A 20,052-nucleotide genomic window follows, 5' to 3' on the forward strand; every position below is an offset into this window, starting at 1 on the left:
CTTCGGGGCGGCCCGGCGGTGGACCCGGCGCCTCAGTCGCCGTTGACCATGCGCCCCGCAGCCAGCACCAACTGGCGCCCGCAACGGGCCGCCAGCTGCGGATCATGGGTCACCAGCACCAGCGTGGTGCCGTGCTCCCGGTGCAGATCGAACATCAAGTCGATGACCGTCACGCCCGTGGCGGCGTCCAGGCTGCCAGTGGGTTCATCGGCGAACAGCAAATCCGGCTGCACCACGAAGGCGCGCGCCAGCGAAACGCGCTGCTGTTCGCCGCCCGACAGCGTGCGCGGATAATGATGCAGGCGCTTGCCCAGCCCCACCCGTTCCAGCATGGCTTGCGCCGCGTCACGCGCCGGCTGCCCGGCCAGCTCCAGCGGCAGCATCACGTTCTCCAGCGCCGTCAGGTTGGGCAGCAGTTGGAACGACTGGAACACGAATCCCACATGATTGGCGCGCAAGCGCGCGCGGCCGTCCTCGTCCAGCGAGAACAAATCCTGTCCCGCCAGGCGCACGCTGCCCACGCTGGGAACATCCAGGCCCGCCAGCAGTCCCAGTAGAGTCGACTTGCCCGAACCCGAACTGCCGGTGATGGCCACGGCGCTACCCGCCTCGACCGTAAAATCAATACTTTCCAGGATGGAGAGCGTGCCGCCGGCATCGGCCACCTGCTTGCCCAGCCCTTTCACCTCGATCGAATTCTTGTTATCCATGCGCCTATTTTCCCGTCTGCTACTCATGACCGCCGTGGCGACCGCCATCATGGCGCCCGCCCACGCTCAGACCGCCTCGGCCGCCCAGGGTTCCGCGCCACGAACCGTATTGGTCCTGGGCGACAGCCTGTCCGCCGAATACGGCATCAAGCGCGGCACCGGCTGGGTGCCGCTGCTCTCCGCCCGCGTAGCGGAACAATACCCCAAGTACCAGGTCGTCAACGCCAGCATCAGCGGCGATACGACCAGCGGCGGCGTGGCCCGCCTGCCGGCCCTGCTGCGCCAGCATGCGCCGGCCGTGGTGGTGCTGGAGCTAGGCTCGAACGACGCCTTGCGCGGCCTGCCGCTGAACATGACCGAGCAGAACCTGCGCACCATGGCCCAGACCGCCCGCAAGGCCGACGCCGAAGTCCTGATCGTCGGCATGCAGATCCCGCCTAATTACGGCCGGGACTACACCCAGCGATTCGCCCAGGTGTTCCCCACGGTCGCCAAAGACGAAAACGCCCGGCTCGTGCCCTTCCTGATGGAAGGTATCGCAACGAACCGGGCGATGTTCCAGGCCGACGGCATCCATCCGAACGAGGATGCCCAGCCTCTTTTGCTGGACAACGTGTGGCCGACGCTGCGGCCACTGTTGAACTGATTCCGCGCTGATCAGCCGGCTGCCGGCTGCTCGCCGCGGATGACCGCGGCGGCGGCGGGCAGCACCTGCACCTTGTACTCTTCGCGCAGCATGCGCACCAAGGCTTCGTTTTCGGCCTGGCCCCAGGCGCCCGACAACTGCTGCGCCAGGCGCTCCTTGTCGGCCGGATCGACCGTGCCGGCCTCGACCTTCTCCAGGCGCGCCAGCGTGTAGTCCGCACCCGATTGCACGCCGGCGTAGGCCGGCAGCGTGGTGGCGGGCAGACGCATGACGGCGTCCAGCACCGGGCGCGGCAGATCCTTGGGATCCTGGCGCGACACGATTACCGGGGCGCCAAAGCCTTCCGGCACGGCGGCGGGGTTGGCCTGGTCGGCGGCCAGCGCGGCCTCGCCGGCCTTCTTGGCGGCTTCGGCCGAACGCTCGTCGAGCAGCTTGGCGCGGATGATCTCCGACACCTTGTCCAGCGGCGGCACGTGGGCCGGCTCGACCGCGGCAACGCGCAGGGCCAGCATGGTATCGGGCGACAGCTCGATCACGCCGGAGTTCTGCTTTTCACGCAGCACGTCGGGCGAGAACAGCACCTGGCGCACGCGCGGGTTGTCCAGCAGCGCGGCGTCGGGGCTGGCAGCAGCCGAACCCGGACCGGCCTTGTCGGCAGGCAGCAGGCCTTCGCGGGTCACGCCGGACGCGGTGCGCAGCTTCAGGCCGACGGTGTCGGCGGCGGGCTGCAGGCTGTCGCGCTGGTCGTAGACCTGCTTGTTCAGCTGGCTGGCCATTTCCGAGAAGCGCACGGCGGCGAGCTGCTTGCGGACTTCAGCGGTGATCTGGTCCTTGACCTCGGCCAGCGGCTTGATGGCGGCGGGCTGGATCTCGGTGACCTTGACGACGTGCAGGCCGGACGGGGTTTCGATCACGCCGGACACCTGGTCCTTGGCCTGGCCGAAAATGGCCTTTTCCAGCGGGCCGGTCAGCATGCCCGGAGCCAGCCAGCCCAGATCGCCACCATTGGCGGCCGAACCTGCGTCCTGCGAGTTCTTGCGCGCCAGTTCGGCGAACTGCGCCGGATCGGCGGCGGCCTGCTTGGCCAGATCCTCGGCCTTGGCGCGGGCGGCCTTGCGGGCGTCTTCCGAGGCGCCAGGGGCCAGGTTGATCATGATGTGGCTGGCGCGGCGGCGTTCGGGCTGGCCGAAGCGGTTCTTGTTCTGCTCGTAGTAGGAGGCCAGGTCCTCGTCCTTGACCTGCACGCCTTGCGTGGCGGCGGCCTCGTCCAGCACCAGGTACTGGACCTGGACCTGTTCGGGAATCTGCAACTGCTGCTTGTTGGCGTCGTACCAGGCCTGGATGTCGGCCGGGGTGGCGCTGACCTGCGAGCGGAAATCGGCGGCGGCGAAGCGGCGCAACTGCACCGTGCGCTGCTGCGTCAATGCCGTTTCCAGCGCAGCCACGACCTCGCCAGGCGCGCGGGCCGACTGGCCGACGGGCTCCAGCACGCGCGCGACCGCCAGGTCGCGGCGCAGGCCGGCTTCGAACGAGGTCGGCGACATGCCTTGCGCGGCCAGCACCTGGCGGTAGCGCTCGGGCGAGAAACGGCCATTGTCCTGGACTTCCGGAATCGCGGCGATGGTGTTGCGCAGCGTTTCGTCGGACACCGAGAAACGGTTGTCGACGGCGACGTTGGCCAGCAGGCGCTGATTGATCAGCTGGTTGAGCAGGCCTTCGCGCAACGCCGGCGTGTCGATCACGGCCGGGTCGAACTGGGCGCCGAGGCGCTGGCGGAACTGCTCCAGCTGGTTGCGGTGCGCCTGGTCGAATTCGGCCCGCGTAACGGGCTGACCATTGACCGTGGCCAGTTCAGGCTCGGCGCGCATGAAGCTGTCATAGCCTTGAATACCGACCAGGAAGAAGGACGGCACAATCAGAAGCAGCAGGATGAACTGCATCCAGCGCCGATGGCTGCGAATAAATTCGAACATGGAATCCCTGTTGCCGCACTCCAGGCAGGTGCCCGAAGCCGCAAGAAAACGCATAAAAAAAGGCGAAGTCGATTCGCCCTATTCCCATACCGGTCAATACCGGATCAGCGGGCGGATTTTAGCATTTCTCATTCGCCGCGCAGGCCTGGATTCTTCCGAATGGCGTCCGGGGCTGCGCCATGGCTCCGGGTGCACGGAACCGGGGACCGAGTCAACCCGGGGAACCACCATTTCCAGGCCCTTGCGGCCCCCGTATCGTGGCCTGTCAGGGTAAGTCCCCATTACCCCGACGCCGCGCCTCCGAGGACGCGGCCCCCTCCACGCACGCTCAGAGGTACACACTGATGCCGTTCCCATCTCCCCGCCTGCCACTCCTGCGCACCTGCATCGCCCTGGCCTTCGTAAGCGGCGCCCCCGCCGCGCTGGCCGCGCCCGTCGCCGCCGTCCACCAGGCCGCGCAAGCCCAGCAGCAAGCCATGCTGGACACCATGCGCGACCTGGTCGGGATAGAGTCGGGCAGCAAGGACGTCGAAGGCGTGGAACGCATTGCCGTACTGATCCGGGACCGGCTCAGGGCGCTGGGCGGAACGGTGGAGATCATCCAGCCCACCGACGTCTTCCGCCTGGACGACACGCCGGAGAAGGTCGGCCCCATGGTCCATGCCGAGTTCAAGGGCCGAGGCCAGAAGAAAATCATGCTGATCGCCCACATGGACACCGTCTACCGCAACGGCATGCTCAAGGACCAGCCCTTCCGCGTCGACGGCGACAAGGCCTACGGCCTGGGCATTGCCGACGACAAACATGGTGTCGCCGCCATCATCCATACCCTGACCCTGCTGCAGAAGCTGGGTTTCGATGACTACGGCACCATTACCGTGCTGATCAACGGCGACGAGGAAATCAGCTCGCCCGGCGCGCGCAGCACCATCACCCGCCTGGGCGCCGACCAGGACGCCGTGTTCTCATTTGAGGGCGGCGGCGCCGAGGCGCGCCTGACGCTAGCCACCAGCGGCATCGGCGCGGCCTACCTGACCGTGCAGGGCAAGACCTCGCATGCCGGCGCGCGCCCGGAAGGCGGCGTCAATGCGCTCTATGAACTGGCGCACCAGCTGCTGCAACTGGACAAGCTGTCCAAGCCCGAGGAAGGACTGAAGCTGAACTGGACCGTGGCCCAGGCGGGCACCAACCGCAACGTCATCCCGGGCCAGGCCACCGCCCAGGCCGACGCCCGCGCATTGCGCGTCTCTGACTTCGACGCGCTGTCGCGCACGCTGGAAGAGCGCGTACAGAAGAAACTGCTGCCCGAATCCAAGGTCAGCGTGAAATTCGAGGTGCGCCGCCCACCGCTGGAAGCCACCCCGGCCTCGCGCGCCCTGGCCCAGCACGGCGTGCAAATCTACAAGGAACTGGACCTGCCGATGAAAGTCGTGGATCGCGCCAGCGGCGGTGGCACCGATGCGGCCTTCGCCGCCCTGAAGGCGCGCGGCCCGGTGATCGAAGGCATGGGCCTGAGCGGTTTCGGCGCGCACTCCAATGACGCCGAGTACATCCAGATCAACAGCATCGTGCCGCGCCTGTACCTGGCGGCGCGGATGATCATGGACGTGTCGCAGGACAAGGCGCCCATGAAGTAGGCCCATGGGCAGGCCGCGGCGTCCGCGCGCGCCGCGGCAGGCCGGGATCCGGCGTGCAGAAGGAGTATCCTTGCAACCCTGTACAAAAGAACCCGAAGCAACACCTAAATGAGCGCAAAACTCCCCTCCTGGCCCTACTCCCGTTACATCGCGCACCGCGGCGGCGGCCGTCTGGCCCCGGAGAACACCCTGGCCGCCATGCGCGTGGGCGCCGAGCACGGCTTCAAGATGTTCGAATACGACGTCAAGCTGAGCAGCGACAACGTGCTGGTGCTGATGCACGACGACAACGTGGACCGGACCTCCAACGGCCAGGGTCCGGCCGCCGCCAAGACCTATGCGGAGTTGGCCCAGCTGGACTTCGGCAGCTGGCATTCGGCCGCCTACGCCGGCGAGCCGCTGCCGACCTTCGCCGCCGTCGCCCGCTATACGGTGGCCAACGGCATCGCCAGCAACGTCGAGATCAAGCCCTGCCCGGGCCGCGAAGCCGAAACCGGCCGCGCCGTGGCGCTGGCCGCACGCCAGCTGTGGCAAGGCGCTGCTGAACCGCCGCTGTTGTCCTCGTTCGCCGAAGAAGCGCTGCAGGCCGCAAGGGAAGCCGCCCCCGAACTGCCGCGCGCCTTGCTGGTGGAAAAGGTCCCCGCCGACTGGCGCGAGCGCCTGGTCAAGTACGACTGCGTGGCCCTGAACATCAACCAGAAAGACGCTACCCGCGAGCTGATCGACGCCGTGCACGCTGCCGGCTACCGCATCGCGGCCTGGACCGTCAACGACCCCGAGCGCGCGCGCCTGCTGCTCGACTGGGGCATAGACGGCATTTTCACCGACGAGCTGGCCGCGATCCGGCCCGCCGCCTGAGGCAGAACGCCCGTGTTCAGTTACCGCCACGCCTTCCACGCCGGCAACCACGCCGACGTGCTCAAGCACGCCATCCTGATCCACACGCTGGATTACTTCAATAAAAAGGACGCGCCCTACTGGGTCGTGGACACCCACGCCGGCGCCGGGCTGTACAGCCTGGACAGCGACTGGGCGGCCAAGACTTCGGAGTTCGCCGACGGCATCGGCCGCCTGTGGGAAGCCGAAGACCTGCCACCTATTCTGGCCGACTATGTCGCCCGGATCCGCGCCTACAACACCAACGGCCGCCTGCGGCGCTATCCTGGCTCGCCGTGGCTGGCGCTGGACGCGCTGCGCCCGTCGGACCGGCTGCGCCTCTTCGAGATGCACCCGACCGAAATCGACACGCTGGTCGCCAACCTGGAGCACCAGGGCCGCGCCGCGCAGCGCCAGACCACCATCTACGGCGACGACGGGTTCGAAGGCGTCAAGGCCCTGCTGCCGCCGCCCACGCGCCGCGGCATGGTGCTGATCGACCCGTCGTACGAAGACAAGAACGACTACCGCCGCACGTTCGTCACCATCAAGGAATGCATCAAGCGCTTCGCCACCGGCACCTATGCCGTTTGGTACCCGCTGGTGCAGCGCCGCGAGGCCAGCGAAATGGCGCGCCACCTGGAAAACCTGAAGGTCAAGAGCTGGCTGCACGCCACCCTGACCGTCAAGAAGGCCACCATCGATGGCTACGGCCTGCACGGCAGCGGCATGTTCCTGATCAACCCGCCCTGGACCCTGCATGACGCCCTGAAGCAGGCCATGCCTTATCTGGCGCGCACGCTGGGCCAGGATGAGCGGGCCGGCTTCACGCTGCAATTCCGCGAGAATCCGTTCCCGGTGCCGAAGAAGCAGTCGGACGACTGATTCCGCGCAGAACGCAAAAAAAAAGGCCACGATCACTCGTGGCCTTTTTTCTTGCCAGGTCGTGCAATCGCTATTGCGGCACTCAGGCTGTTTCGCTTTCGGGCTCTTCACGGCGCAGCGCTTCTTGCGCCTGGGCCAGCTTGGCCGCCGCATCGCGCAGCGCGGTGCGCAGGCCTTCCTCGATCACGGGGTGATAGAACGGCATCTCCAGCATGCGCGCCACGGTCAGTTCCTGCTGCACGGCCCAGGCCAGCAGGTGGCCGATGTGTTCGGCGCTGGGGCCGACCATTTCGGCGCCCAGGAAACGGCCCGTCTCGATGTCCGCGTAGACGTGCAACATGCCGCGATTCTTCAGCATGACGCGCGAGCGGCCCTGATCGCTGAAGTCCACTTCGCCGGTCACGAAGGTGCCCGGTACCAGCCGTGCGTGGCCCTGGCCCGCCATGGCGATCTGCGGGTCCGAGAACACGACGGCCAGCGGCGCGCGACGCAAGCCTTTGCGCACTTCCGGATAGCGGGCGGCGTTTTCGCCGGCGATGCGGCCTTCGTCGGCCGCTTCGTGCAACAGCGGCGCGTCGGCATTGGCGTCGCCGGCAATGAAGATGGGCGCGTCGCCCGCCTGCATGGTTGCGCGGTCGAACAGCGGCACGCCGTGTTTGTCCAGTTGCAGCGAGGTGTTTTCCAGCCCCAGCCCGTCCACGTTGGCGCGGCGGCCGGTGGCCACCAGTGCGTAGTCGAAGCGTTCGGTGCGTTCGGTATTGTCCAGCGCCACATAGCGGACTTCCACTTCATCGCCAACGCGGGTCGTCTCGAGCACGCGGGCGTCCGGATCCAGATAGAACTCGCGCTGGAAGATCTTGCGGGCGGTGTTGCGCACTTGCGGATCGCTGATGCCGGCCAGGCTGCCGCTGACGCCGAAAACGCGCACCTCCACGCCCAGACGCGCCAGCGCCTGGCCCAGTTCCAGCCCGATCACGCCCGGACCGAACACGGCCACGCGTCCCGGCAGATCGTCCCAGGCGAACACGTCGTCGTTCAGCACCAGCCGGTCGCCCAGCGCGCGGAACGGCGGCGGCACCGCGGGGCGCGAGCCGGTCGCGATCACCACGCGGGACGCGCGCACTTCCGTGTGCTCGTCCACCTGCAGCACCGTGTCCGACACGAAGCGCGCGTAGCCGCGCAGCTTGTCCTCGGCGGGTATGCTTTCCACGCCTTCCAGCACAAAGCCCACGAAACGGTCGCGCTCGCGCTTGACGCGGTCCATCACCTCTACCCCGTCCACCGTGATCTCGCCCCCCACGTGCACGCCGAAGGGCTCGGTGTGCGCGGCGTTGTGAGCCGCTTCGGCAGCGGCGATCAGCAGCTTGGACGGCATGCAGCCGACGCGGGCGCAGGTGGTGCCGTAGGGACCGCCTTCAATCAGCAGCGCGCGCTGGCCCGCGGCGCGGGCGGCGCGGTAGGCGGCCAGGCCGGCCGTGCCGGCGCCGATGACGGCGATATCGGTATGCAGAGTTTTCATGACTGGGTGTCCCCCGATGTGGCGTGGAGCAGGAATTCAGGAAGGCGGGTTCCGCCTTGTTGCGCACCCTTAGGACGTAGGCCGTCCCGCAGCGCCCGCGAGGGGCCGCGCGCAAAGGTGCGTAAAAAGGGAAACTCGTGAAGGTGGCGGCGGGCAGCGAACCGCCCTTCCGCCCTGCGCGGCCCCAGGACGAACCCAGGAGCCGGCAGGTTTGCAGACGCTTAGGCGAAGTGCGCCTTGAGCTCTTCCAGGCCGCCGATCAGCGAACCGTTGATGAACACCTGCGGGGCGGTGCCCTTGCCGGACACGGCGCCGATCACACGGCCGCGGACCTTGTTTTCCAGCGGGATCTCGATCGGAGCGTAGCCCTTGGCATCCAGCAGCGCCTTGGCTTCCACGCAGAACGGGCAGCCCGGCTTGGAGAACACGACCACCTGGTCGGGCTTCTTGGCCGACGGGGCGAAGTGAGCCAGCATGGTGTCGGCGTCCGACACTTCAAACGGGTCGCCTTCCTTTTCCGGCTCGATGAACATCTTCTGGACCACGCCGTCCTTGACCAGCATGGAATAGCGCCAGCTGCGCTTGCCGAAGCCCAGGTCGCTCTTGTCGACCAGCATGCCCATGCCTTCGGTGAAGGCGCCGTTGCCGTCGGGCAGCAGCGTGATGTTGGCCGATTCCTGGTCCTTGGCCCATTCGTTCATGACGAAGGTGTCATTGACCGACACGCAGACGATGCTGTCCACGCCGGCGGCGAAGAACGCGGGAGCCAGTTCGTTGTAGCGCGGCAGGTGGGTCGACGAGCAGGTCGGCGTGAAGGCGCCGGGCAGCGAAAAGACCACGACGGTCTTGTTCTTGAACAGGTCGTCGGACGTGACCTTCTTCCAGGTGTTGTCCTCACGGACCGGGAACGTTACGTTCGGAACACGTTGGCCTTCGCGGTTTTGCAGCATTCAAATCTCTCCTTGGGGTAGCGGGGTTGTTTGATTAACCACCATGGAAAGAATGATAAATCCTTACTATCAATTATTCAAATTTAATAAATTCAATAGATCGATAGATTTTGGCAATGAAGAAATAACCGATGCGAGGCCGGACCTATCATAGCCCGGCCTCGCATCTGGGGAGATTACACCGCCACGGGCGCGTAGCCGGCGTCACGGATCGCGTCTTCGATCTTGTCGGCGTCATCGGCTCCGGTCACGGTCACGCGGTGCGTGGGCAGGTCGATCGCGACAGTCGCGCCCGGCGCCGCCTGGGCCACCGCGGCCGTGATGGTCTTGGCGCAATGGCCGCAGGTCATGTCAGCCACTTGGAACTCGATGCTCATAGTTATCTCCATAGGATTCAAGGGTGATGGACATCATTTCGTCCACCATGGAAAACAGCTTAAACCTTCCTATGATGGCAAGGTCAAGCGTAGAATCGGAGTCAGGCTACACAGGAGCACAGCAATGAATATCGGCGAAGCATCCAAAAGTTCCGGCATTTCCGCCAAGATGATCCGCTACTACGAAAGCATCGGCCTCATCAGCCCCGCCGGACGCACGGATTCCGGCTACCGCGTATACAGCGACCACGACCTGCACACGCTGCACTTCGTGCGCCGCGCGCGCGACCTGGGCTTCTCGGTGGAACAGATGAATGAACTGCTGGCGCTGTGGAAGGACCGCAGCCGCGCCAGCGCCGACGTGAAACGCATCGCGCTGGAGCACGTGCAGGAACTCGAGCGCAAGGCCGAGGCGCTGCGCGACATGGCGGCCACTTTGAAGCATCTGGCCGAGCACTGCCAGGGCAACGACAGGCCGGACTGCCCGATACTGGAAGGCCTGGGCTGCAAGCACTGAAGCGGCCCAGGCCTTTCCTGCAGCGTCAATCCTGCGCTTCGGCCGCAACCTTGGCGTGATAGGCGTCGGTGGCGGCCTGCTTGGCGGCCGCTTTCTCGGCGGCGGCCGCGGCCTTGGCCTCTTCCGCGGCGGCAGCTTCCGCCGCAGCCTGGATGGCGCGCTGGCGGGCGCGTTCCCGTACGACCTGGATGCCTTCGGCGTCCAGCGATTCGAACACCGCGATGGACTCCACATGGCCGGTGTGCGGGAACATGTTGATCACGCCCGCGCTCTTCAGTACATAACCGCCTTCATGCACCATGATGGCCGCATCTCGTGCCAGCGTGGCCGGGTTACAGGACACGTAGACGATGCGCACGGGACGCTCGTGCGCCTCCAGCAGCGACAGGGCCTGCGCCACCGCGTGCGCGCCTTCGCGCGGCGGATCGATCAGCATGCGGTCGAAGAAGCCCAGGCCGCGCAGCCAGTCCACGTCCACCTCGAACAGGTTCAGGGTGGCGAAGCTGGTGCGATCGCCCAGGCCGTGGCGCGAAGCCGCGTCGAACGCGCGGTCGGTCAGCGCCTTGCTGCCTTCCACGCCCACGGCTTCCCTGCCCTGCGTCGCCAGCGGCAGCGTGAAGTTGCCCAGACCGCAGAACAGATCGGCCACGCGGTCGGTGGTCTGCACTTCCAGCAGCTTCAGGGCGCGCGACACCATGGCGCGGTTGATGGCGTGGTTGACCTGCGTGAAATCGGTGGGCCGGTACGGCATGCGCAGGCCGAACTCCGGCATGGTGTAGGCCAGCGTGTCGCCATGCTCGCGCTCCAGCGGATGCACGGTTTCCGGACCCTTGGACTGCAGCCACCACTGCACGTTGTGCTTGGCGGCGAAGGCGCGCAGGATGGCGATGTCGCCGTCGGTCAGCGGCAACAGATGGCGCAGGACCAGGGCGGTCACGCCCTCGCCCAGCGACACTTCGATCTGCGGCATGCGGTCCGGCGCCGACATGGAGCCGATCATTTCGCGCAAGGGGATCAGCAAGTCGCTGACGTGGCGCGGCAGCACATGGCATTCACGCATGTCAGCCACGTAGCTGCTCTTGCGTTCATGGAAGCCGACCAGCACGCCGCCCTTCTTCGGCACCACGCGCACCGACAGGCGGGCGCGGTAGCGGTAGCCCCAGGTCGGGCCTTGCAGCGGCGCCAGGATGCGCGCCGGGCGCAGCTTGCCGACGTGCCAGAAGGTGTCTTCCAGCGAACGCTGCTTGATGGCCACCTGCGTGCTGGGCTCCAGGTGCTGCATGGCACAGCCGCCACAGACGCCGAAATGCGGGCAGCGCGGCGCCACCCGCTGCGACGAAGGCCGCAGCACCTCGTCCACGCGCGCAATCTCATAGGACGGCTTGCGGCGCAACGTGACCGTGGTAACCCGTTCGCCCGGCAAGGCGCCTTCCACGAAGACCACCTTCCCGTCGCGGCGGGCGATACCCCTGGCTTCCAGGTCCAGGGATTCAATACTCAAAACGTCAGACATCTCACGCAGTCCAGAAGAATTACACGCAACCCGCTATTGTAGAAGGACTGCGGCCAATCCTGGAAATGGGAGTAGCGGGGCCAGAACGCACCGCTGCGGGCCCTAGCCCCTTGGCTGTCGAGCGATGCCCCGGGCCTGCGTGCGCGGCCGCTGCAAACGCAGCGCGACCATGGCCGCCACGGCGGCAACGGCTCCCACAAGCGGCAGCCACGCCAGGCCGGCATGGACGATGGTCAGGCTGCCCAGCCCGCCGCCCGCCGCGGTTCCAAGATTGAAGGAAGCGATGTTCAGGCCGGCCGCTACCGCCGTGGACTCGGGCACATGGCGCTGCGCCAGCTTCAGCAGCCGGAGCGTTAGCAAGGTGACGATGCAGAAGAACACCATGCCCAGCGCGCCGGCCAGCGCCACCACCGCCAGCCCGGAACCCCGCAACAGATATAGTCCCAGCAGGTTGACGGCCAACCCCGCGAGCGCATACAGCGCGGCGCGACCCCCGTCCATCGCGTCAGCCAGATAGCCGCCCAACAGATTGCCAGCAATCGAGCACAGGCCGAACAGCAGCATAGCCGCGCTGAGCCACCGCACATCCGCCCGCGTGACCTGTAGCAGATAGGGAGAGATGAAGGTGAAGAAACTGAACGTCGCCACACTGACCAAGGCGCCCACTCCGGCCGTCGCCAGCATGCGCGGATGCGCCAGCGCCTTCAAGCCAGCCCGCACGCCCGCCTGCGGCTTGCCCGGCCCGCGCACCGGCATGAAGCGCAGCAGGCCGATGACGCCGGCCAGCGCCAACGCGCCCACACCGGCGAAAATGGCACGCCACGACCAGATGCTGCCCAGGAATGTGCCTAACGGCACCCCCAGCGCCAAGGCCAACGTCAGGCCGATCCACACCACCGACAGCGCCCGCCCGGCCCGCGGGGCCGGCACCAGCCTGGCGGCCGCATCCGAAGCCACCGCCATGAACACCCCGTGCGCCAGTCCCACCAGAAAACGCACGCCCAGCAAGACCGGCAAAGTGGGCGACAGGCTCATCAGCACGCTGCCCGCGGCCAGCACGGCCATGGCTAGCGCCAGGATGCGGCGGTCCGTCCAGGGCGCGAGCAGCGCGGTCACCAGCGGTGCGCCTATGGCTGCCCCCAAGGCGTAGACCGCGATTGAGGCGCCCGCCGCCTCGATGCTGGCGCCAAGGCTTGCGGCCATGGCCGATATCAGGCCGGCCGCGACAAATTCGGAAAGGCCGAATGCAAAAGTGCATATGGAAAAGACGTAGACGGCGACAGGCATGGCGATCCCGGACTCAAATGGAAAGGTCCGGCGTAAACCGCGAGGCGCTGTGAGGCGCTCGGCCGGATCCTGGGACTGAGCTTAGGGATCTGTCGCGGGTTCGTAAAATATCTTATTTATTAAAAAATAAGACTTTCAACGTCTGAAAAGGCCTGCTGCATGGTGCAGACCAGACGGTCGCGGGCGGGCGACGCCCGCTCCGGATTCCAGGCCATCAACAGGTCCAGATGCGTCAGCGCCATGGGCGCGTCGCTCTCGATGGCGCGAAAGACGACGTCGTCGCGCCGTTGCGCGGCCAGCGATCCTGGCAGCAGAGCGATACCGAAACCCGCGGCCACCAGTGCAATCAGTGTCTGCAGTTGACGCGCCTCCTGCGCCACCATGGGCCGGAAGCCCGCGGTCTGGCATAGCTGGATCAGCTGGTCGTGCAGGCCCTGCCCCAAGCTTCTGGGTGACGCGACAAACGCTTCATCCTTGAGTTTGGCGAGTTCGATCGAAGGCTGGTAGGCCAGGGGATGACCTGCCGGGAGGGCCACGCAGAGGGGTTCGCGCAGCAGGGCTTGAAAGCGCAGATCCGGCGTGCTGCCGCCCGGCGTGCGCAGGAATCCGATATCCGCAGTCCCGTTCTCCAGGGCCTCGACCTGCTCTCGCGTCGTGCCTTCGCGCAGGGTGAACGCCACTGCGGGGCACGTCAGCCGGAAATCGCGCAAGGCCCGCAGCAACGAGGCATAGGGCGCGATGTTGATGAAGGTCATCGTCAAATGCCCGTCCATGCCCTGCGCCACCCGCCGGGTGCGCGCCACGCCTTCATCCAGCCCGTCCAGGATGCGCCGGGCCGTCTCGAGGAACGCCGCGCCTGCGGGCGTCAGCGCGACGCTGCGGTTGGTGCGCTCGAACAGCGTTGCGCCTATCTCGGCCTCCAGCCGCCGGATGGCCTGGCTCAGCGGCGGCTGCGCCATGTGCAGTCGCTGTGCGGCGCGGTTGAAGTGCAGGGTTTCGGCCACCGCGATGAATTGCCGCAATAGGCGTGTTTCTATCATTGGAACGCCTGAGGTTCTGATTCGATTCCCACAGTATATTTTTTATCTTGTCCGGCAAAAAAAAGGCTTGCCGTAGACAGCGCGCCAACAGCTGTCCACGGCAAGCCCAACGCCGGCGCTGTCAGGCGCCGCCACGGATAAAGGTCAGAAGGAACGCGCCACCGAGAACACCGCGCCCAGGCGGCCCGAAGGATGGCCGTATTTGGTGGGCAGCCAGTTGTCCTTGGTCGCACCCACGGCGGCCAGGCCCAGGATCCAGCCCTTCAGGTCCTTGGTCACGCCGACCTTGTAGTCGACGTAATGGCCGATGGAGTCGCCGTCCATATTGGTCTGGTTCTTGAGCTTCTGGTAGCCCAGGTGGCCGACCAGGCCCCAGCCGTCGCCCAGGTCGAAGTTGGCCGTGCCGTCCAGGTACCAGGTGCCCTTGCTGTCGGGCGTGCTGAAGAAGTCGCTGGGCGTGTAGGAGTACTTGAGGCTGTAGTTGCCGTAGGACGCGCCCAGGTAGAGGTCGGTGTTGTTGTAGTTGCCGCCCTTCGGCGAACTGGAGCCCGGATAGTAGTAGTGCAGCACGCCTGCGTCCAGCGTGAAGCCGCCACCTACGTCGCCCTTCCAGCCGCCATAGAAATCCATCTCCAGGTTGCCATCGGTGAAGACGAAGTCCGAGACGTTGGAGTTCCAGTTGCCCAGATAGAAACCGGAGCTGTGGGTCAGGTCGAAGCCCAGTTGGACGGCGGGCCGGAAGTCGGTCTGCGAGTAGCCGCGGAAGCGGTAGTCGCTGACGATGGCGGCGTTGCCGCTGAGCGAGAATCCGCCGCCCAGATCGGTGGGTTCGGCCTGCGCCGTCGCGGCGAAACAAGCGGCGAGCGCCAAGGGCGCGGCTAGCAACGTCTTCTTCATGATGCGGAGTCCTGATCGGTTTTATCGAGTGGGAGATGGCTGTCGCGCATCCACAGGGCCGGCTGTGCAACATTTCGTACCGGTTCCCACTACACCAAGCAATGTCCGTGCCAGGTCCGGCGCAAGCTGATTGCGACACGCATGCGCCGCGGCGCCGCCTGCCGCGCACCAGGACAGTGCAGAGGCAGGCCCGCGCGCACGCATTCATGCGTCAAAACGGGGAGTCCGCGTCTTCATGGTTCCGCGCTGCTGGTGGCCATGCCGCAAGCAGCGCCCGCAAATGAAAAACCCCGGCACGCGACTGCGTGTCCGGGGTGATGCGCCCGGGCCAGCCAGGAAGGCCGGCCATGGGGCTTGCTTAGTTGGCGGCGGGCTTGGCCGGCGCGGCGGCCGCGGGCGCTTCAGCCCTGCCCTTGCCATGGCGTCCTTCCATGCGGGCGTGGCGCTCCTGCATGCGGTCCTGGCGCTCCTTGACGAACTTGGTCACCTGACCGCGCTGGGTCTCGTTCAGGCTGTCCCAGACGGCCAGCCACTGGTCGCGCACCTGCTTGGCCTGGGGACCGAAGGCTTCACGCGATTTTTCGGACTGTTCGACCAGTGCGCGGGGATCCAGCTTGCCGCTGTCCAGTTGCGCCTTCAACAGGTCGTGGCGCTTGCCGCCGGAGGCGCGCATGGCTTCGTGCAGGCTGCGTTGGCCGTCCTGGGCGGTCTTGAACAAGGCCTGCTGCTTGTCGTCCAGCTTCAACTCGGCGACCTGCGCCTTGGTCACGGGACCCAGGCCGGGAACGAAGAGGCCGTCGCGCATGCCTTTGTGGAAGCCGCCGCGCTGGCCATCGTGCATGGCGGCGGGACCGCCGTCAGCGGGAGGAGGAGGCGCAGCCATGGCGGAGCCGGCCACCATGCCGCCCGTCGCGGCGACAAATGCAAGAGCGGCCAAATTGGAGCGGATAGCGAATCGGGACATGTAGGTCTCCTGAAAGTGAAGAAAGCGAGGCCATTGTGCGGTTGCCCCGGTTTCATCCAGGTTTCGTCCAAGCAAGCAATGTTTCAGTCGATTGCGCCGGCGCCAGGCGCAAGAACGGGGCCGCGCGGGCCCCGTTTCTTCCTTGCTTCCCGACAGACGGATCTTGAGGCCGCCCAGGCGTTCAGTTGGCGTCCCAGGCCGCCATGTATTCCTTCCAGTGCGGCGCGTCGCTGGCGCTAAGGGTGTCGCGCACCAGCGCGATTTCCGCTTCGTAGGAAGTGCGGTCGAGTTCGCCGCGCAGGAAGCGGAACCGGCAATACACCAGCCAGGTGTTGACCACGTCCGTTTCGCAATAGGCCCGCACCTCGTCGGCGCGGCCTTGGCTCCAGGCCTCCCACACCTTGCTGCCGTCCATGCCGAGCTTGCCGGGAAAGCCGCAAAGCTTGGCCAGCTCGTCCAGCGGCGCATTGGCGCGGCCGTTGTACTTGGCCAGCAGGTCCATCAGGTCCAGGTGGCGGGAGTGGTAGCGCGAGATGTAGTTGTTGAACTTGAAATCGCGGTCTTCCTCGCCCATGTCCCAGTAGCGCGGCGCGGGCACGCCCTGGATCAGGCTGCGGTAATGCAGCACAGGCAGGTCGAAGCCGGAACCGTTCCAGCTCACCAGCTTGGGCGTGTAGCGTTCGATGGTCTTGAAGAAGCCCGCCAGCAAGGCGGCTTCGGGATCGTCGGGCTGGCCCAGGGTCTTGACGCGAAAGCCCTGGTCGTCGCGGAACACGCAGCCCACCACCGCCACCTTGTGCAGATGCAACGGCAGGAAATCATGGCCCACGGCCTCGCGCCGCGCGGTCAGCGCGCGCTCGACCACTTCCTGGTCAGCCACCTCGGGTCCCCAGCCATTGAGCTTGCGCAGCCCATCGGCATCGGGGATGGTTTCCAGGTCGAATACCAGGGTGGGCGTCATTTGGCAGGCAGGTACTGCATGGGGTCCACCGGCTGGCCTTGGCGGCGGATCTCGAAATGCAGGCGCGGCGAGGTGGTGTCGCTCTGGCCGAGTTCGGCGATCTTGGCGCCGCGCTTGACCGTCTGGCCTGTCTTCACCAGCACCGCGCGGTTATGCGCGTAAGCGGTGATGAAGCCGTTCTGGTGTTCGACGATGATCAGGTTGCCCAGGCCGCGCACGCCGTTGCCGCTGTACTTGACCAGGCCGTCCGCCGCGGCGGTGATGGGATCGCCCAAGGCGCCGGCGATGTCGATGCCCTTGCTGCTGTTGTTGAAGCCCTGCACGATCTGCCCGCTGGCGGGCCAGGCCCAATTGATGACGGCCGCATCGGCCGCGCGCGTGGCGGGCTTGGTTTCGACCGGCGCCGTGGGCGGCGGGGTGGTGGTCTCGGTAGTGGGCGGCGGCAGGGTTTCCGGCTGGTCCAGCGGACGCGGCTGCGGCTTGGTGCCTGCGATCGGCGCGGTCTGCGCCCCGCCGCTGGCGCCGCCGGACATCTTCAGGACCTGGCCGACCGAGATCTGGTTGGGGTCGCTGAGGTTATTCCAGCGCTTGACGTTCTCGATGTCCACATTGTTGGCGCGGGCGATCTTGTACAGCGTGTCGCCCGGCTTCACTACATAGCTGCCACCGGGTTGGGTCGCCGGCGCGGGTTGCCCGCCGGTCATGTCGACCACCGGGGCGCGAGTACCTTTCGAAGCGCAGCCCGCCAGAATGGACAGGCTGAGAGCCCCCGCGATGAAGAGCGGGCGGCGCAGGCGCGTCATGGACGCGCCCAGGGTGATATCGGTCAGTTGCAACTGCCCGTTGAGCATACGTTTCTCCTGTTTGCTCAAGATTGTATTCCGGCCCGTAGCGGCACAAAGCGCACGGCCTCTAATTCGGTGCGTTTCCAGCTGGCCGCGCCTGTGCGTTCGATGAGAACCAGGCGCTGGTTGGCGCCCCCTTCAGGAGCGATCAGGCGGCCACCCGGCGCGAGCTGAGACAGCAGCGCCTGCGGGATGGCAAGGCCAGCGGCAGCCACAACGATAGCATCGAACGGCGCCACGCCGGGCAGGCCCAGCATGCCGTCGCCGTAGATCAAACGGATCCTCGTGGTGAGCCGCAAGGCGCGCAGGTGCTCGCGCGCCAGCTCATACAGTCCGCGGATGCGTTCGATGGTGTGGACCTCGCGCACGAACTGCGCGAGCACCGCTGCCTGGTAGCCGCAACCCGCGCCGACTTCCAGCACACGGGTGGGCGTACGGTCGTCGCAGGCAGCGGCGATCATGCGCGCCACCACCCAGGGTTGCGAAATGGTTTGCGAATGGCCGATGGGCAGCGCCGCGTCTTCGTAGGCGCGGCTGGCCAGCGCCTCGTCGACGAACAGATGGCGCGGCACGGCGCCCATGGCGTTGAGCACGCGTTCGTCGGTAATGCCCTGCGCCCGCAGGCGTTCCACCATGGCCTGGCGCAGGCGGTCGGAGTTCAGGCCCAGGTTGCTGCCGGACGCCGGCGTCGGCGCCTGCGTCTGGCGTTGCAGCGTGGCCGCGGAAATGCGCGTATTGCTGTTGGCGGGCGTGACGCCAGGACTGAGCCGGCCCGAGTCGTAGCGCACCGGGCCGGTGCGCCCGGACACGGGCTGGCTCACATCCGGTTGGCTTACGCGTTTGCGCATAGCGGCTCCGCCCAGGTCCGGATCTCGTCGAGCTGGCTGTGCTGGGTCAGGTCCAGGCGCAGCGGCGTGACTGACACGGTGCCCTGCTCGACGGCATGGAAGTCCGTGCCCGGCGTGGCGTCGGCCGCCATGCCCACGGGCCCGATCCAGTAGACGGTATCGCCATACGGCGTGGTCGTGCGCACCACCGGCTGCGAGGGATGGCGCTTGCCCAGGCGCGTGACCGCGAAGCCGTGCATGTCTTCGAAGCGGCGGCTGGGAATGTTGACGTTCAGCAGCACCGGCGCGGCCAGCGGTTGGGCAAGGTGGCGCTCGACCACCAGGCGCGCGGCGCGCGCGGCGGAATCGATGTGCGCCCAGCCCTTCTCGGCCAGCGAGAACGCGATGGCGGGAATGCCGAACAGATAGCCTTCGCTGGCGGCGGCCACGGTGCCCGAATAGAGGGTGTCGTCGCCCATGTTGGCGCCGTTGTTGATGCCGGACACGACCAGGTCGGGCCGGGTATCCATAAGACCGGTGAGGGCCACGTGCACGCAGTCGGAGGGGGTGCCGTTGACGGCGATGTAGCCGTTGGAGGCGGTGCGCACCGACAGCGGCCGGTTCAGCGTCAGCGAATTGGACGCGCCGCTATGGTTGGTCTCGGGCGCGACGACGGTGAGATCGCCCAGGCCCTGCAGCGCGTCAACCAGCGCCTCGAGCCCGGGGGCGGAGTAACCATCATCGTTCGAAACCAGAATTCGCATTGTGCATCCGAAAGAAAATAAAACGCGGGTGAACGCGTCGGATTGTACCGTCCGCGGCCGCCATCCGTGCGATCTGCTGGCAGACGGGCGCCGGCATCCCGCTCGATAACCCGTAGCCGGGCCCGGCCCCGGGCGCGGTAGAATCCGCAGCCATTACGGTAACAACACAACAACAACGGACCCCTTTCATGGCGATAAACGACCCCTCTCTGGTCTTCAGCGCTGCGCTCATCCTGCTGGCCTACTTGATCGGCTCCGTGCCGTTCGCCGTGGTCGTCAGCAAGCTCATGGGCCTGCAGGACCCCCGCAGCTACGGCTCCAAGAACCCGGGCGCCACCAACGTGCTGCGCACCGGGAACAAGACCGCCGCCGCGCTGACGCTGCTGGGCGACGCCGCCAAGGGATGGTTCGCGATCTGGCTGGCCGAAAAACTGGCGCCCGGGATCTCCCCGATCGCGCTGGCGCTGGTGGCGCTGGCCGCCTTCCTGGGCCATCTGTACCCGATATTCCTGCGCTTCAAGGGTGGCAAGGGCGTGGCCACCGCCCTGGGCGTGCTGGTGGCGATCCAGCCCTGGCTAGCGGTCGCCACTGCCGCCACCTGGCTCATCGTCGCGGTGTTCTTCCGCTATTCGTCGCTGGCATCCCTGGTGGCGGCCTTTTTCGCCCCCGTGTACTACGTGTTCGGCTCGGGCCTGGCCTGGTATGCGCAGCCGCCCATGGGCGTCGCGCTGGCGATCATCGGCGTGCTGTTGTTCTACCGCCACCGCGCCAACATCACGCGCCTGGTGCAAGGCACGGAAAGCCGCATTGGCGGCGGCAAGAAGAAATAAGCAAGACGCGCATGTGACAGGGCGGCCCCAGGGC

20 protein-coding genes are annotated in these 20,052 nt (G+C 66.6%); 6 read left to right on the forward strand and 14 right to left on the reverse strand.

What is annotated here, in order from left to right:
• Positions 1-32 precede the first annotated feature (32 nt).
• Positions 33-710 (reverse strand): ABC transporter ATP-binding protein, encoded by a 678-nt coding sequence (locus AC3WOB_RS13035; RefSeq protein WP_013394032.1) that lies wholly within the window; start codon positions 708-710, stop codon positions 33-35.
• Here AC3WOB_RS13035 and AC3WOB_RS13040 point away from each other — a divergent pair.
• Positions 709-1,356 carry an arylesterase gene (locus tag AC3WOB_RS13040; protein WP_207465161.1) on the forward strand — a complete coding sequence of 216 codons (648 nt, stop codon included), beginning with the start codon at positions 709-711 and terminating at the stop codon, positions 1,354-1,356. The two genes, AC3WOB_RS13035 and AC3WOB_RS13040, sit on opposite strands and share 2 nt — an antisense overlap.
• A gap of 11 nt (positions 1,357-1,367) precedes the next feature.
• Here AC3WOB_RS13040 and AC3WOB_RS13045 read toward each other — a convergent pair whose 3' ends face one another.
• Entirely contained in the window at positions 1,368-3,329 is a 1,962-nt protein-coding gene (locus AC3WOB_RS13045; RefSeq protein WP_492275252.1) for a SurA N-terminal domain-containing protein, read from the reverse strand.
• Between the two features lie 344 nt (positions 3,330-3,673).
• On the opposite strand from AC3WOB_RS13045, the gene AC3WOB_RS13050 reads away from it, so the two are divergent.
• The 3 genes from AC3WOB_RS13050 (at position 3,674) to AC3WOB_RS13060 (ending at position 6,727) form a co-directional block, all read left to right on the forward strand.
• Positions 3,674-4,966 carry a M20/M25/M40 family metallo-hydrolase gene (locus AC3WOB_RS13050; protein WP_492275253.1) on the forward strand — a complete coding sequence of 431 codons (1,293 nt, stop codon included), beginning with the start codon at positions 3,674-3,676 and terminating at the stop codon, positions 4,964-4,966.
• 108 nt (positions 4,967-5,074) lie between these two features.
• The gene (gene ugpQ, locus AC3WOB_RS13055) at positions 5,075-5,824 is read left to right on the forward strand and encodes a glycerophosphodiester phosphodiesterase (RefSeq protein WP_492275254.1); all 750 of its coding nucleotides are present in this window, start codon (positions 5,075-5,077) and stop codon (positions 5,822-5,824) included.
• Between the two features lie 12 nt (positions 5,825-5,836).
• Complete coding sequence (locus AC3WOB_RS13060) at positions 5,837-6,727, forward strand: 23S rRNA (adenine(2030)-N(6))-methyltransferase RlmJ (RefSeq protein ID WP_013394037.1); 891 nt, start codon at positions 5,837-5,839, stop codon at positions 6,725-6,727.
• An 82-nt stretch (positions 6,728-6,809) separates the two neighbouring features.
• Here the strand turns inward: AC3WOB_RS13060 and AC3WOB_RS13065 are convergent, their stop codons facing one another.
• The 3 genes from AC3WOB_RS13065 to AC3WOB_RS13075 all read right to left on the reverse strand — a co-directional run bounded on the left by AC3WOB_RS13065 (position 6,810) and on the right by AC3WOB_RS13075 (position 9,573).
• Positions 6,810-8,246, reverse strand: coding sequence for a dihydrolipoyl dehydrogenase (locus AC3WOB_RS13065; protein WP_492275255.1), 1,437 nt, complete (start codon positions 8,244-8,246; stop codon positions 6,810-6,812).
• 221 nt (positions 8,247-8,467) lie between these two features.
• On the reverse strand, positions 8,468-9,196 hold the full coding sequence (locus tag AC3WOB_RS13070; protein WP_013394039.1) for a glutathione peroxidase: 729 nt from the start codon (positions 9,194-9,196) through the stop codon (positions 8,468-8,470).
• A 176-nt stretch (positions 9,197-9,372) separates the two neighbouring features.
• Positions 9,373-9,573, reverse strand: a complete 201-nt coding sequence (locus AC3WOB_RS13075; protein ID WP_013394040.1) for a heavy-metal-associated domain-containing protein — start codon at positions 9,571-9,573, stop codon at positions 9,373-9,375.
• 124 nt (positions 9,574-9,697) lie between these two features.
• On the opposite strand from AC3WOB_RS13075, the gene cueR reads away from it, so the two are divergent.
• A complete protein-coding gene (cueR, locus tag AC3WOB_RS13080) occupies positions 9,698-10,090 on the forward strand; it encodes a Cu(I)-responsive transcriptional regulator (RefSeq protein ID WP_088140731.1) in 393 nt (130 codons plus the stop codon).
• A gap of 25 nt (positions 10,091-10,115) precedes the next feature.
• On the opposite strand, the gene rlmD is transcribed toward cueR, so the two are convergent.
• From rlmD to surE, 9 genes are all read right to left on the reverse strand, one after another.
• On the reverse strand, positions 10,116-11,603 hold the full coding sequence (gene rlmD, locus AC3WOB_RS13085; RefSeq protein ID WP_088158628.1) for a 23S rRNA (uracil(1939)-C(5))-methyltransferase RlmD: 1,488 nt from the start codon (positions 11,601-11,603) through the stop codon (positions 10,116-10,118).
• A 102-nt stretch (positions 11,604-11,705) separates the two neighbouring features.
• Positions 11,706-12,890 (reverse strand): MFS transporter, encoded by a 1,185-nt coding sequence (locus tag AC3WOB_RS13090; protein ID WP_492275256.1) that lies wholly within the window; start codon positions 12,888-12,890, stop codon positions 11,706-11,708.
• Positions 12,891-13,009: 119 nt separating this feature from the next.
• Complete coding sequence (locus AC3WOB_RS13095; RefSeq protein ID WP_207465180.1) at positions 13,010-13,930, reverse strand: LysR substrate-binding domain-containing protein; 921 nt, start codon at positions 13,928-13,930, stop codon at positions 13,010-13,012.
• Positions 13,931-14,074: 144 nt separating this feature from the next.
• Positions 14,075-14,827 (reverse strand): TorF family putative porin, encoded by a 753-nt coding sequence (locus tag AC3WOB_RS13100; RefSeq protein WP_492275257.1) that lies wholly within the window; start codon positions 14,825-14,827, stop codon positions 14,075-14,077.
• A gap of 358 nt (positions 14,828-15,185) precedes the next feature.
• Complete coding sequence (locus AC3WOB_RS13105) at positions 15,186-15,791, reverse strand: hypothetical protein (protein WP_013394046.1); 606 nt, start codon at positions 15,789-15,791, stop codon at positions 15,186-15,188.
• A 181-nt stretch (positions 15,792-15,972) separates the two neighbouring features.
• Positions 15,973-16,752 carry a 3'-5' exonuclease gene (locus AC3WOB_RS13110; protein ID WP_492275258.1) on the reverse strand — a complete coding sequence of 260 codons (780 nt, stop codon included), beginning with the start codon at positions 16,750-16,752 and terminating at the stop codon, positions 15,973-15,975.
• Complete coding sequence (locus AC3WOB_RS13115; protein WP_492275259.1) at positions 16,749-17,603, reverse strand: peptidoglycan DD-metalloendopeptidase family protein; 855 nt, start codon at positions 17,601-17,603, stop codon at positions 16,749-16,751. Before AC3WOB_RS13115 ends, AC3WOB_RS13110 begins: the two co-directional genes overlap by 4 nt.
• Positions 17,604-17,620: 17 nt before the next feature.
• Complete coding sequence (locus AC3WOB_RS13120; RefSeq protein WP_013394049.1) at positions 17,621-18,445, reverse strand: protein-L-isoaspartate(D-aspartate) O-methyltransferase; 825 nt, start codon at positions 18,443-18,445, stop codon at positions 17,621-17,623.
• Positions 18,430-19,188, reverse strand: coding sequence for a 5'/3'-nucleotidase SurE (gene surE, locus AC3WOB_RS13125; protein ID WP_013394050.1), 759 nt, complete (start codon positions 19,186-19,188; stop codon positions 18,430-18,432). The genes AC3WOB_RS13120 and surE overlap by 16 nt, the downstream gene beginning before the upstream one ends.
• A gap of 188 nt (positions 19,189-19,376) precedes the next feature.
• On the opposite strand from surE, the gene plsY reads away from it, so the two are divergent.
• Positions 19,377-20,018 (forward strand): glycerol-3-phosphate 1-O-acyltransferase PlsY, encoded by a 642-nt coding sequence (gene plsY / locus AC3WOB_RS13130; protein ID WP_013394051.1) that lies wholly within the window; start codon positions 19,377-19,379, stop codon positions 20,016-20,018.
• Positions 20,019-20,052: the final 34 nt, after the last annotated feature.

The sequence above is a fragment of the Achromobacter sp. FW305-C-30-7 genome (genome assembly GCF_058783105.1).